The sequence below is a fragment of the Mycetocola sp. BIGb0189 genome (assembly GCF_024810155.1).
GTDB lineage: Bacteria > Actinomycetota > Actinomycetes > Actinomycetales > Microbacteriaceae > Mycetocola > Mycetocola lacteus.
In genome coordinates this window covers 155,841-168,430 of sequence record NZ_JANUED010000009.1, presented here as the reverse complement: position 1 = coordinate 168,430, position 12,590 = coordinate 155,841, and the positions used below count along the sequence as shown (strand labels likewise).

Here is a 12,590-nt window from a genome sequence, read left to right as displayed (position 1 = left end):
CAGCATGGCTCGTCCCGGTGTTGGTCGTGGCAATCCCAGCCACGGCCACCCTGGTCGGTGCCGTGGTGGCTGCGGTGTTCAACTACCGGGCCGCATCTGAGACGGCCCGGGCAGAGGCGCAGCAGGCCAGCATGAGCGCCTCCGACACCCTCATCAACCAGCTTCAAGAAGAACTCACCCGCTACCGGGAAGACGCCGATCGCCGAGCCACTGCCCAGGATGAACGCATGAACCGGCTCGAATCGAACTCGGACGGCTACCGCACCTACGCGCACGAACTGCGCGCCCATATTTTCGACGGGCTAGGCCCGCCCGCACCCGCGTGGCCCGACGGCCTGCCCAGATAGGAGCATCATGGCACGACATGCAGTAGAAACCCCGTCTGGGGAAATCTGGTTCAAGAACCAGCGAGCACTCCGCACCGCCCTCGCGGTCGGCATCCCGGCCTTGATCGGCCTCGTCGCGATCCTGCCCGAGATCATCCAGGCGATCCTTACCGAGGCCGGCGAGACGCTGCCGGCAGGGCTGCGGCTGTGGCTCGCCGGCGCGGCCGCGCTGATCACCACGGTGGCCGCGACCATTTCCCGGGTCATGGCCATTCCCGCGGTGGACGAGTGGCTGCGTCGCTGGACCCCGTTCGGGTCCACGCCGCGCGGCGAGTAACAAAGGTGGGGCGACTCTTTCGAGAGTCGCCCCAACTTTTCTGCGTTCACCTAGTTGCTACTTGGCCTTGGTGCTGACGACAACGCCACCGAGTTCCTTCTGCATGGCCTCCGCCCGGGGATCATTGATAATCCAGTTCGGGCCTACCAGAAGCGACAAGTCAATCAGTTCCCCTACCAGAGCTTTTGTCTTGTCTGCTGACTTCTGCGCGGCATCAGCAGATGTGAAGGTGGACAGCACGGTCCCCTTGCTGCATGTGCCGGACTGCGCCGCCCCAATTACGACATCAGTTTGATCCCAAGTTTCGCAGGGGAACCCGGCTTTAACGAGCCCATCGCGAAGCTCCGACACGGTGGACACCTCGCCTAGTTCTTTTTTCTCAGGTGAAGGGGATGCGCTCGGGCCGGGGCCAGTGCACCCGGTGAGTGCGAGCGCGCCGATGATCGCCAGCACGGGAAGAATCTTCGAAGTCATGCCCACAGTGTACCGGGAGTCGGCGCGCCGGGGGAGTGGCGAGACACGCCGTTTGATGCGCCGGATTCTTCGGCTCCTAAAATGGCTCCCGTCCGTAATTGGCAAACGAAAAACCCGGTCAGGATTTGCACCCTGACCGGGTTTTATATGGTGGCTCCGACCGGCATCGATCCGGTGACCTTTCGATTTTCAGTCGAACGCTCTACCAACTGAGCTACAGAGCCAGGTGGCAAATACTTGCCGCCTGAGATAAAAAACCCTTCCCGATGGGAAGGGTTCTTCACCTTGGCGACCCTGACGGGACTTGAACCCGCGACCTCCGCCGTGACAGGGCGGCACGCTAACCAACTGCGCTACAGGGCCTTACATATTGAATTGTACTGCATTACTTGGTAGTGGTGACCCCAACGGGATTCGAACCCGTGCTACCGCCGTGAAAGGGCGGCGTCCTAGGCCGCTAAACGATGGGGCCGTGAGGTTCGAAGACCTCGGCTACCGAAGTAACAGACCGGAGTTTGGGATGATTTCCGTTCGGATTTCGTTTCCCGCTCTCTTGCCTGAAATCAGTATATGGGCATAATCCTCTCACAGAAAAATCGAGGTCGCCCCGGGCGCGTCCGATTGAGCGAAATCCCCGGTCAATCGGCGTGGCGGGGTTGCGGGTTTCGGCGTGGCGGCCGCCCGCAAAACCGCGCTTTTTGCCTCGCTGCCGAGCAGAATACCCGGGGGAATGCCGTCTCTCATATGCAAAACGGCGGCCCGGGAGAACCCGGACCGCCGTTTCGCGGGGGCAATTAGTGCTTGCCCTCGGCCTCAAACGCGGCGAAACCGTCGGTGACGATCTGCTCGGCGGTGGCGGCGTCGGCCCAACCGTCAACCTTGACCCACTTGCCGGGCTCCAGGTCCTTGTAACGGGTGAAGAAGTGCTCGATCTCGTTCTTGGTCTGCTCGTCCACATCCGAGATGTCCTGGATGTGTGCCCAGCGCGGGTCCTTGGCGGGGACAACCAGAACCTTGGCGTCCGAGCCGGCCTCATCGGACATGTTCAGGACGCCCACCGGGCGAACCTTCACGCCGACGCCCGGGAAGACCGGGTACTCCAGCAGAACCAGGGCGTCAACGGGGTCGCCGTCGAGGCCCAGGGTGTTCTCGAAGTAGCCGTAGTCGGTGGGGTACACGAAGGTGGTGAACAGCACGCGGTCCAGGTAGACGCGACCGGTCTCGTGGTCAACCTCGTACTTGTTGCGGCTGCCCTTGGGGATCTCTACGACGACGTCGTAAGTAGCCATGACTTGTTCTCCTTAGTTAGAACGGATCAGAATCGGGAAAGTCTGTAATAACGTTACTTGATGCCCGAGAACACACAAGCACCCCGTCGCCCAGGTTTGGATACGTCCAGCGCCCGCATTCGTAGCGCCGTCCGGCAGGCCCTCGTCGAACGTGCCAATGCGGCGAACACCGAGGGTGACGCACCCGTTTTTGTGGCCCTCTCCGGCGGGCCGGATTCCCTCGCGCTGGCCGATGCCCTGGCGTTTGAGGCACGCTCGGCCGGGATTTCCGCCGGCGCGATCATCGTGGATCACGGTCTGCAGGAGGGCTCGGACCTCGTGGCCGAGCGGACCGCCGCCACCGCCCGCGAGCTGGGCCTGGACCCGGTGATTGTGCGCCGCGTGAGCGTGGGGACCGAGGGCGGACCCGAGGCGGCCGCCCGCGAGGCCCGCTATGCGGCACTGTCCGAGGTGGCTCGGGAACACGGATCCGACACGGTGCTGCTCGCGCACACCCGCGATGATCAGGCCGAAACCGTGCTGCTGGGTCTTGCCCGCGGTGCCGGTGCACGCAGCCTCGCCGGCATGGCACCGCGTTCGGGGCTCTATGCGCGTCCGCTGCTCGGGATCGACCGGGTCGACACCGTGGGCTCCTGCGCCGCTCGCAGCCTGACCCCCTGGATCGACCCCCATAACTTTGACCCCTCCTATGCACGTGTGCGTGTGCGCGAGACCATCCTGCCGATGCTGGAGGCCGAGCTCGGTCCGGGTATCGCCAAGGCGCTGGCTCGCACCGCCGATCAGGCCCGCGAGGACGCCGACGCGTTTGAGGACATGATCGAGGAGTTCATCGAGGAGATCGTGGAGCACGCCGAGGCGGGCATCGCGGTTTCGGTCCAAGCCCTGGCCGCGAACCCCGCGGCGCTGCGCAACCGGATCATCCGCCTGGTGGCCCAGGGGGAGTTCGGCGTCTCACTCGAACGTTCCCACACGCTGGAAATTGCCGAACTGGTGACACGTTGGCGAGGTCAGGGCCCGATCGATGTGCCGGGGATCCGTGTACATCGCGACAACGGCCTGATCGTTTTCACCGCCGCCGGGGCGCTCGACTAGCGCATTTGTGCGGGTGCGCCGAACGATAACGCACGTTGCACCCGCCAAACATGCCGTTTATACAAAACACGGCGCGCTGGTGGATTTCCCCCATCACCAGGACAACGTAGACTTGGTTCATGGAATCCAGCGACATCCGCAATGATCTGACCGAAATCCTCGTCACCGAGGAACAAATCAACACCAAACTGCGCGAGCTTGCCGCTCAGATCGACGCGGATTACGCCGGAAAGGACCTGCTCCTGGTGGGCGTCCTGAAGGGTGCCGTCATGGTCATGGCCGACCTCTCCCGCGCGCTGACCCAGCACGTGCAGATCGACTGGATGGCCGTGTCCTCCTATGGTGCCTCGACCAAGTCGAGCGGCGTCGTGCAGATCCGCAAGGACCTGGACACCGACATCGCCGGTCGTCACGTGCTGATCGTCGAGGACATCATCGACTCGGGTCTGACCCTCTCCTGGCTGCTGGATAACTTTGCCGCCCGCGGTGCCGCCTCGATCGAGGTTTGCGCCCTGCTGCGCAAGCCCGAGGCAGCCAAGGTGGAGATCGACTGCCGCTACGTCGGCTTCGATATCCCCAACGACTTCGTGGTGGGCTACGGCCTGGACTTCGCCGAGCGCTACCGCAACCTGCGCGACGTGGCCGTGCTGGCTCCTCACGTATACGCCTAAAACTCGACGTTGACGAAGACCCCGCGAGGTTTCCTCGCGGGGTCTTCCGCATATCCTCCGAGCCGCCCGAACGCAAGCTGTGAACACGCATGGGTTCATCCCACGGCGAACATGGGGCGGACTTTCGCCCCTAGCGGCTACCCTAATCAGTACGGGCCTCCTCGACCCGTCCTTGCCTCACCCGCAGAAAGGTCCGAGCGTCCGCTCGCACGCACATGAAACCCAATCGCCTTTTCAAGGGCCCGCTGCCCTACATCATCGTCGCAATTGTTGTCTTTCTGATTGGTTTTAACCTGATCGCGGGGCTGAACGGATTCCGTGAGATCAACACGGACCAGGGCATCTCGCTGATCAAGGACGGCAAGGTCAAGGAGGTCACCCTGACCGCCGGTGAAAACCGGGCCGACCTGGTGCTGAAGGATGACTTCAAGGACTTCGGCAAGCGGGTGCAGTTCAACTTCCTCGACGCGCGTGCCGGTGATGTCATCAGCGCGGTCAACGAGGCCAAGCCCTCCGACGGCTACACCGATAAGGTGCCCCAGCCCAGCTGGATCGGCTCGCTGCTGCAGTTCCTGATCCCGTTCCTGATCATCGGTGTGGTCTTCTGGTTCCTGCTGTCCAACATGCAGGGTGGTGGCAACAAGCTGATGTCCTTCGGTAAGTCGAAGGCCAAGCTGGTGTCCAAGGAATCCCCGCAGGTCACCTTTGCGGATGTGGCCGGAAGCGACGAGGCGCTTGAGGAGCTCAACGAGATCAAGGAGTTCCTGAAGGAGCCCGCCAAGTTCCAGGCCGTCGGTGCGCGCATCCCCAAGGGTGTGCTGCTGTACGGTCCTCCCGGAACCGGTAAGACCCTGCTCGCCCGCGCCGTCGCCGGTGAGGCCGGCGTTCCCTTCTACTCGATCTCCGGTTCGGACTTCGTGGAGATGTTTGTGGGTGTGGGTGCCAGCCGCGTGCGTGACCTGTTCCAGCAGGCCAAGGAAAACTCCCCGGCCATCATCTTTGTGGACGAGATCGACGCCGTCGGTCGCCACCGTGGCGCGGGAATGGGTGGTGGTCACGATGAGCGTGAGCAGACCCTGAACCAGCTCCTGGTGGAGATGGACGGCTTTGACCCCAAGACCAACGTGATCCTGATCGCAGCCACCAACCGTCCCGACATCCTGGACCCCGCGCTGCTGCGTCCGGGCCGGTTCGACCGTCAGATCGGCGTGGATGCGCCCGACCTGCCCGGCCGTCGCAAGATCCTCGAGGTACACGGAAAGGGCAAGCCGCTCTCCAAGAACGTCGACCTTGAGGTTGTCGCCCGCAAGACCCCCGGGTTCACCGGTGCCGACCTGGCCAACGTCCTCAACGAGGCCGCCCTGCTGACCGCGCGCTCCAACGCGCAGCTGATCGACAACCGTGCGCTGGACGAGGCTATCGACCGCGTGATCGCCGGTCCGCAGCGTCGCACTCGCGTCATGAACGACCGTGAGAAGCTCATCACCGCGTACCACGAGGGTGGTCACGCCCTTGCCGCCGCCTCGATGCGGAACTCCGACCCGGTGACCAAGGTCACCATCCTCCCGCGTGGACGCGCCCTCGGTTACACGATGGTGCTGCCGCTGGAGGACAAGTACTCGGTGACCCGCAACGAGCTGCTGGACCAGCTGACCTACGCGATGGGTGGCCGCGTGGCCGAGGAGATCGTGTTCCACGATCCCACCACCGGTGCCTCCAATGACATCGAAAAGGCCACCTCGATCGCCCGCAAGATGGTGACCGAGTACGGCATGAGCGCCGGAATCGGCGCGGTCAAGCTGGGTGCCTCGAGCGGCGAAATGTTCCTCGGTCGCGACATGGGTTCCCAGCGCGACTACTCGGAGCGAATCGCCCAGCAGGTCGATGACCAGGTGCGCGCGCTGATCGAGCAGGCCCACGATGAGGCCTGGAAGATGCTCAACGCCAACCGCGACGTGCTCGACCGTCTGGCCCGTGAGCTGCTGGAGAAGGAAACCCTGGATCACAACCAGCTGGCCGAGATATTCAAGGACATCAAGAAGCTGGACGAGCGCCCGCAGTGGCTCTCCAGCGTCGACCGTCCGGTGAGTGACCTGCCTCCGATCGAGATGCCGATCACCTCGGTGCCGATCCAGCCCGAGCTGACCGACGGTGCCGTGGCCTCGGCCACCCTGGAGCCCACCGAGGACCCGGCCGCCGAGATCGGTGCCGAGAGCCCGGCCGTTGATACTCCGGTGACCGAGACCGAGAAGCCGGCTCAGGCAGACCAGAAGCCGACCGACACAACCCCGGAGTCCTAGCCGCATGGCAGTGGATCGCGAACGCGTGATGCGGGCGGTGTCCGAACTGATCGAAGCGATCGGTGAGGACCCCGCCCGTCCGGGCATGCAGGACACCCCGCGCCGGGTGGCCGAGGCCTACGCCGAATACTTTTCCGGTATTGGCGTGGACGCCCGCGCCCTGCTGAACAACACGGTGCCGCTGGATTCCGCAGCCGATGAGCATGAAACCTCGGGGCCGGGGGAGATCGTATTGCTGCGCGATATCGAGTTCCGCTCGATCTGCGAGCACCACCTGCTGCCCTTTATCGGGGTCGCCCATGTGGCGTACCTGCCCGGGGAAAAGGTTGTGGGTCTTGGCGCACTGCCGCGGGTGGTCGACACCCTGGCGTCGCGTCCGCAGCTCCAGGAGCGCCTGACCGATGAGATCGCCGACACCCTCTTCACGGGTCTGGATGCGCGCGGTGCCCTGGTGGTCATGGAGGCCAAGCACGGATGTGTTTCCGCCCGTGGACCGCGCCAGGTAGCCTCCAGCACGGTGACCATGGCTAGCCGCGGCGAGCTTTCTGACCCACTGCGTCGGGGGGAAGTGTTCGCCCTGATCGGTGGGACTCATGAGCGCTAGGTCGTCGATGACGAGGCCACTGATCATGGGGGTGCTCAACGTCACCCCCGATTCCTTCTCCGATGGGGGCCACTATCTGGCCCCCGAGGCCGCGATCGCCCGCGGGCGTGCCCTGGTGAAGGCCGGGGCAGACATCGTGGATGTGGGTGGTGAGTCCACCCGTCCCGGCGCGGAAATCGTCGGGGTAGCCGAGGAGATTGCCCGGGTGAAGCCGGCGTTGGAGGCGCTCAACACCGCGGGGATCACCACCTCGATCGACACCATGAACGCCGAAACCGCGCGGGTCGCGGTCGCGGCCGGAACCCGTTATGTCAACGATGTGTCCGGCGGGCAATCGGACCCCGAACTGCTGCGGGTGGTCGCCGAGTCCAACACCGCGATTCTGATCGCCGGTCACTGGCGTGGTCGCCTGGATGCCGGGGACAGCTTGGCTCGCTATGACGACCCGGTGAGCGAGGTCGTGGCCGAGCTCACCCAGATTTTGGTGGCTGCGCGAGCCGCGGGGATTCCCAACGAGCGCATCATCCTGGATCCGGGCCTCGGATTTTCCAAGACCGGTGCCCACAACTGGGCGATCCTGCGGGGGCTTGATCGGTTGACCGGGCTCGGCTTCCCGCTCCTGATCGGAGCCAGCCGCAAACGGTTCCTCGGCGAGCTCCTTCCCGATGACGCCGACGTGACCGAGCGGGATCTGCCCACCGCGGTCCTCACCGCGCTGATCGCCGACGCCGGCATCTGGGGTGTACGGGTGCACGAGCCGCAGGCGAGTGCCCGCGCGCTGGACGTATGGGAGCGCCTGCGCGCCTAGCGCGCGATGGTTGTGCCCCGGGACACCTTCCTGCCGCCGTGTCCGGACGTTGGAGCGCGCGCCGCCGTTCGTGTGGCGGGGCCGAACCCGCGGCCGTAGACTAGCCCCGTGGCTGCCAACGACTTCATCACCCTGACCGGACTGCGTGTACGCGCGCACCACGGCGTCTTCGACTTTGAGCGGGAACAGGGCCAGGACTTCCTGATCGATCTGGTGGTGTGGCTCGACCTGCACCCGGCCGCCGCCGGAGATGACCTGGCCGCCACCGTTCACTACGGCGAGCTCGCCGAGGCCGTGGTGTCCGCCGTAGCCGCCAACCCGGTGGACCTGATCGAAACCGTGGCCGAGCGGGTTGCCGCGGTTGCCCTGAGTTTCCCCGCCGCCGAGCGCGTGCGCGCCACCGTGCACAAGCCCGACGCCCCGATTTCGGTGCCATTTGGGGATGTGGCCGTGACGATTGAGCGCACCCGATGACCCCGCTGCCCGGCGGACGTGTCGTGCCGCCCACCCGCAATACGCAGGCGAAACTCGATCGGCTCGCCCGTGATGAGGCCCACGCGAACGAAACCCCGCAGCACTCGGTTGCCGCGATCCTTGCCCTCGGTGCCAATCTTGGCAACCGCGCGGAAACCCTCGACGCCGCGGTGCGCGACCTGTCCGATGTGCCCGGGATCCTTGAGGTCACCCTCTCGCCGGTGGTCGACTCGGTGGCGGTGAAGCTCGACGGTCCCGACCCGGATGCGCCGGGATACCTGAACGCCGTCGCCCGCGTGCGCACCACGCTGAGCCCCCGCGACCTGCTGGCTGCCGGTGCCGAAATCGAACGAGCCCACGGTCGTGAGCGCCTGGAACGCTGGGGCGACCGAACGCTGGATATCGACATCATCACCTACGGCGACCTGGAAATCGAGACGCCCACGCTGACCATCCCGCATCCGCGTGCGGGTGAACGAGACTTCGTGCTGGGACCGTGGTGGGCCCTGGATCCCGATGCCGTCCTCCCCGGTGTCGGCCCGGTCGCCGAGCTCCTGCGTGCGTTGCAGACCACCCCGATCGAAACGGAACGGCCGTGAAGCGGACCTCCTATGGTGTCCTCATCGGGCTCCTCGCCATCGGCGCAGCGGTGGGGGCACTGACCAACATGACCCTCGCCGGTCTGGGCCGGCCGCTGCTGACGCCCGCGCTGTCGCTTCCGATCACGCTGCTGTTGATCGCCGGCGTCACGGTGTTTTTAGCCGCCCGAATCTATCGTGCGATCCGGGCGACTCCGCGCCGCCGAGTCGACTCGTTTTACGCGATGCGGATTCTGGTGCTTGCCAAGGCCGAAGCCGTCACCGGTGCCCTACTGAGTGGTGTGGGACTGGGTCTGATCGGGTTTCTCCTCAGCCGCGCGGTGAGCCCCGCGCTAAACTCGTGGATACCCCTGGTGATTGCCACCGTGGGTGCCCTGATCCTGTGCGCGGGCGGCCTGATCGCCGAATACCTGTGCACCCTGCCGGAGGATACCGACGATGACCTACCCGGAGCAGCCCCCGCGTCTTCCTGAAACGCCCGGTGAGCCCGCCGCGGAGCAGCCGTCCGCCGCCGGGCCCGCTTTTGCCACTGCGCCTTCGTTCGCGGAGCCTTCGGCTACAGAGATCCCGCCCGCCCCGGCTGGCCCCGAGCTGAGGTCGCTGGAACTCGACTATCCGCGTGATCAGTGGCAACGGATTTCGCCGAAGTTTGCCGTCATCGAGCAGATCGGGAACACCGTCACGATGATCGTGGTCGCCGCGGTGGCCGCCCTGATTTGGTGGCTGAACGAGTCGATCTGGCCGTTGCTGGGTGGTGGCGCAATCCTGATTGTGCTGATCATTACCGCGATCCTGATTCCCCGTCGTGCCCGCTCAATCGGCTACCTGCTGCGCGAGGATGACCTGCTGTTTCGCCGCGGGATCATGTGGCAGCGCTTCGTTGCGGTGCCGTATGGCCGGATGCAGCTGGTTGATATCAACCGGGGGCCGGTCGCCCGTGCCTTCGGCCTGGCCGAGCTGAAATTTGTGACCGCCGCGGTGGGCACCAACGTGATCATTCCCGGAATGCCCCTGGCGGAGGCCGAGCAGCTGCGCGACCACCTGGTGGCCGTCGCCGAGAGTCGACGGAGCGGGCTGTGAGCGGCGAGTTCGCACCGATCCCGCCGCCCACGCCGGCAACCGCTTCCGCCTCGACGCCGCGTACGGTCGCCGACCTGACCGACGGCGAGTGGCACCGAATGCACCCGGCGACCCCGCTACTGCGCGGAGGGGTCGCGTTTATCGTGATCTTCGGCATCGTTGTATCGAATTTCCGCGAGCGTCTGGTGGCCTTTTTTGTCCCGGTGCTGAACGGTCCCGAACAGTATGATCCGGTCACCGCGATCCTCAACTCACCCAACATTCTGCTGATTCTTGGTGGGGTGCTGGCCGTGCTGGTGCTGATGATTGTGTTCTTCTACATTTCCTGGCGGATGGCGACCTTCCGGATCGGAACCGACGCGGTGGAGATCCGCAGCGGCATCCTGTTTCGGCGGCACCGTCGGGCCCAGTTGGATCGGATCCAGTCGGTCAATATCTCCCGGCCGCTGTTCGCCCGTATCTTTGGGGCGGCCAAACTGGAGGTTTCGGTCGCCGGAGACGGTGCCAACGTCAACCTGGAGTACCTGCACGCCCGCGATGCGGAGCCGCTGCGCGCGGCCCTGTTGACCCTGGCCTCGGGCAAGCAGCACCGCCCGGCGGCCCCGGCCTCGGCGGCTCACATGGCCGGCGAGGGCGCCCCCACCACCGCCTCGAAACTTGAAAACCTGGTGACCGATCGCGCGCGTGACCTGCTTGGTCCCGAGCTGGATCTTGCCGCCCACCAGGTCACCGCGGTCGTGCGGGTGTCTCCGCTGCGCCTGATCGTCTCGACCGTGGTGAGCCTGTCCACCGTGCTCTTGATCGTGATGGTGGTGGTGGTCACGGTCATGGTGACCCGCGGGATTTACTGGTCGCTGTTTGCGCTGCTGCCGGCAATCCTCGGTGTGGTCTCCTACTACTGGTCGCGGATCTCCAAGTCCATGCGCTACTCGGTGGCCAGCACCTCCGCGGGCATGCGGATTGGCGCGGGATTGCTCTCCACCACCAACGACACCGTCCCGCCCGGCCGGGTACACGCGGTGCGGGTGACCCAGCCGCTGCTGTGGCGTCCGTTTGGCTGGTGGAAGGTGCAGATCAACCGGGCGGGCACCTCGGTGCTGAACGCCGCCGATTCGGCCACCACCGCGCTGCCGGTGGGACGCCTGGATGACGCGGCCGCCGTGGTGGGACTGCTGCTCAACCAGCCGTTCTATCAGCCCGTCCGCGAGCTCCTGAACGATGCGCTGAACTCCCGGAACCCGCGCGGGTTTGTGGGGAACCCGCGGCGCGCGGCCTGGGTGGATCCCTTCGCCTGGCGACGCACCGGCTACACGCTGACCGGGGATCTGCTGATCTTCCGTCGCGGCGTGATCTGGCGTCACCTGGACCTCATCCCGCTGGCTCGGCTGCAGAGTCTGAACACCACGCAGGGACCGATCGAGCGTCGGTTGCGGATCGCCAGTGTGACCGCGCATACGGTGCTCGGCCCGGTTGTGGCGACCCTGCCGCATATGTCCACCCGGGAGAGTGTGGACCTGTTTGAGAGGGTCTCGGCCGCGGTGGCCTTGGCTATCGGGACCGACACCTCGCACCGCTGGGCCCAGACGCGCGCCTCGGCACCGGTCCCGGGGGCCCCGCGGATCGACCTGGGACGCTGGGAACCAAGCAGCGAACGCGAGGCCGAGCTGGTCGCCGAAAATGCACAGCGCTATCCGGTGGCGGGCGTCGCGGACAATATCGAATTGGGCCCGGACCTCGGGCCGCAGGAGGAAAAGTAGTGAGTGGTCGTGCCGGACGTTTGGGTGTCGGAATCATCGGAGCCGGTCGGGTGGGCCCGGTCCTCGGGGCGGCGCTGGCCGGTGCCGGTCACGCGGTAATCGGCATCTCGGCCATCTCCGAGGCCAGCCGCGACCGGGCCGAGGCGATTCTGCCCGGGGTGCCGATCCTGAAGATCCCCGAGATCATCGAGCGCAGCGAACTGGTCATCCTGGCGGTGCCCACCGTCGAGCTTGCCGCGCTGGTTGAGGGGTTGGCCGAGGCCGGAACCTGGCAGCCGGGACAGATCGTGCTGCATACGGCCGCCGAATTTGGCACCGCGGTACTCGCCCCGGCGGCATCCCGCGGGGTGATCCCGCTCGCGCTGCACCCGGCGCTCGCCTTCACCGGCACCAGCATGGACCTGGCCCGACTGGCCGAAAGCTATGTCGCGGTCACCGCGCCCGCGCCGGTGCAGCCGATCGGGCAGGCCCTGGTGGTGGAGATGGGAGCCGAGCCGGTGATCGTGGCCGAGGACGACCGCCCGGCCTATGCCGAGGCCATCACCACGGCCACCGCGTTCTCCCGCTCGATCGTGACCCAGGCGACCTCCATCCTCGCGGACATCGGGGTTGAGCACCCCGGCGGATTCCTCTCCTCGCTGGTGCGTAGCGCGGTGGATCAGGCGCTGCGCGAAACCACGCGGCAGCCGGAACCCGATTCGCTGATCTAGGCGCGGGCGCGCGGCCGCGTCGGTCCGGGCTAAACTGGGGTGCGAACGCCACCGTCCCCAAGGAGAACA

At 65.8% G+C, this 12,590-nt stretch carries 15 protein-coding genes and 3 tRNA genes; 13 read left to right on the top strand and 5 right to left on the bottom strand.

All coding sequences use genetic code 11. The features are described from left to right. The first annotated feature begins 26 nt into the window (after positions 1-26). Both M2390_RS14495 and M2390_RS14490 read left to right on the top strand, forming a co-directional pair. The gene (locus M2390_RS14495) at positions 27-347 is read left to right on the top strand and encodes a hypothetical protein (protein ID WP_259179752.1); all 321 of its coding nucleotides are present in this window, start codon (positions 27-29) and stop codon (positions 345-347) included. A gap of 7 nt (positions 348-354) precedes the next feature. Beyond that, complete coding sequence (locus M2390_RS14490) at positions 355-663, top strand: hypothetical protein (protein ID WP_259179750.1); 309 nt, start codon at positions 355-357, stop codon at positions 661-663. Between the two features lie 57 nt (positions 664-720). Here the strand turns inward: M2390_RS14490 and M2390_RS14485 are convergent, their stop codons facing one another. The 5 genes from M2390_RS14485 to M2390_RS14465 form a co-directional block, all read right to left on the bottom strand. Continuing rightward, positions 721-1,137, bottom strand: a complete 417-nt coding sequence (locus M2390_RS14485) for a hypothetical protein (RefSeq protein ID WP_259179748.1) — start codon at positions 1,135-1,137, stop codon at positions 721-723. A gap of 148 nt (positions 1,138-1,285) precedes the next feature. Beyond that, positions 1,286-1,361, bottom strand: a tRNA-Phe gene (locus M2390_RS14480). Between the two features lie 62 nt (positions 1,362-1,423). Beyond that, a tRNA-Asp gene (locus M2390_RS14475) sits at positions 1,424-1,500 on the bottom strand. A 33-nt stretch (positions 1,501-1,533) separates the two neighbouring features. Continuing rightward, positions 1,534-1,609 (bottom strand) — tRNA-Glu (locus tag M2390_RS14470). Between the two features lie 322 nt (positions 1,610-1,931). After that, positions 1,932-2,426: an inorganic diphosphatase gene (locus M2390_RS14465; protein WP_030147921.1), complete on the bottom strand. Its 495-nt coding sequence runs from the start codon at positions 2,424-2,426 to the stop codon at positions 1,932-1,934. A gap of 60 nt (positions 2,427-2,486) precedes the next feature. Here M2390_RS14465 and tilS point away from each other — a divergent pair, with 60 nt between their 5' ends. From tilS to M2390_RS14410, 11 genes are all read left to right on the top strand, one after another. Next, positions 2,487-3,518 (top strand): tRNA lysidine(34) synthetase TilS, encoded by a 1,032-nt coding sequence (gene tilS / locus M2390_RS14460; RefSeq protein WP_259179744.1) that lies wholly within the window; start codon positions 2,487-2,489, stop codon positions 3,516-3,518. Positions 3,519-3,637: 119 nt separating this feature from the next. Then, the gene (gene hpt, locus M2390_RS14455) at positions 3,638-4,189 is read left to right on the top strand and encodes a hypoxanthine phosphoribosyltransferase (RefSeq protein ID WP_030147923.1); all 552 of its coding nucleotides are present in this window, start codon (positions 3,638-3,640) and stop codon (positions 4,187-4,189) included. A 215-nt stretch (positions 4,190-4,404) separates the two neighbouring features. Next, positions 4,405-6,489 (top strand): ATP-dependent zinc metalloprotease FtsH, encoded by a 2,085-nt coding sequence (gene ftsH, locus M2390_RS14450; protein WP_259179739.1) that lies wholly within the window; start codon positions 4,405-4,407, stop codon positions 6,487-6,489. Between the two features lie 4 nt (positions 6,490-6,493). Continuing rightward, positions 6,494-7,093 (top strand): GTP cyclohydrolase I, encoded by a 600-nt coding sequence (gene folE, locus M2390_RS14445; RefSeq protein ID WP_121687556.1) that lies wholly within the window; start codon positions 6,494-6,496, stop codon positions 7,091-7,093. A 7-nt stretch (positions 7,094-7,100) separates the two neighbouring features. Next, positions 7,101-7,901: a dihydropteroate synthase gene (gene folP, locus M2390_RS14440; RefSeq protein WP_259179736.1), complete on the top strand. Its 801-nt coding sequence runs from the start codon at positions 7,101-7,103 to the stop codon at positions 7,899-7,901. Between the two features lie 108 nt (positions 7,902-8,009). Then, positions 8,010-8,375 (top strand): dihydroneopterin aldolase, encoded by a 366-nt coding sequence (gene folB, locus M2390_RS14435; protein ID WP_259179735.1) that lies wholly within the window; start codon positions 8,010-8,012, stop codon positions 8,373-8,375. Next, on the top strand, positions 8,372-8,974 hold the full coding sequence (gene folK / locus M2390_RS14430) for a 2-amino-4-hydroxy-6-hydroxymethyldihydropteridine diphosphokinase (protein ID WP_259179733.1): 603 nt from the start codon (positions 8,372-8,374) through the stop codon (positions 8,972-8,974). The genes folB and folK overlap by 4 nt, the downstream gene beginning before the upstream one ends. Further along, positions 8,971-9,447 carry a DUF3180 domain-containing protein gene (locus tag M2390_RS14425; RefSeq protein WP_259179731.1) on the top strand — a complete coding sequence of 159 codons (477 nt, stop codon included), beginning with the start codon at positions 8,971-8,973 and terminating at the stop codon, positions 9,445-9,447. Before folK ends, M2390_RS14425 begins: the two co-directional genes overlap by 4 nt. Beyond that, entirely contained in the window at positions 9,413-10,054 is a 642-nt protein-coding gene (locus M2390_RS14420) for a PH domain-containing protein (RefSeq protein WP_259179729.1), read from the top strand. Before M2390_RS14425 ends, M2390_RS14420 begins: the two co-directional genes overlap by 35 nt. Continuing rightward, entirely contained in the window at positions 10,051-11,811 is a 1,761-nt protein-coding gene (locus tag M2390_RS14415; protein ID WP_259179728.1) for a PH domain-containing protein, read from the top strand. Before M2390_RS14420 ends, M2390_RS14415 begins: the two co-directional genes overlap by 4 nt. Further along, entirely contained in the window at positions 11,811-12,521 is a 711-nt protein-coding gene (locus M2390_RS14410) for a Rossmann-like and DUF2520 domain-containing protein (protein WP_259179726.1), read from the top strand. The genes M2390_RS14415 and M2390_RS14410 overlap by 1 nt, the downstream gene beginning before the upstream one ends. Positions 12,522-12,590 lie beyond the last annotated feature (69 nt).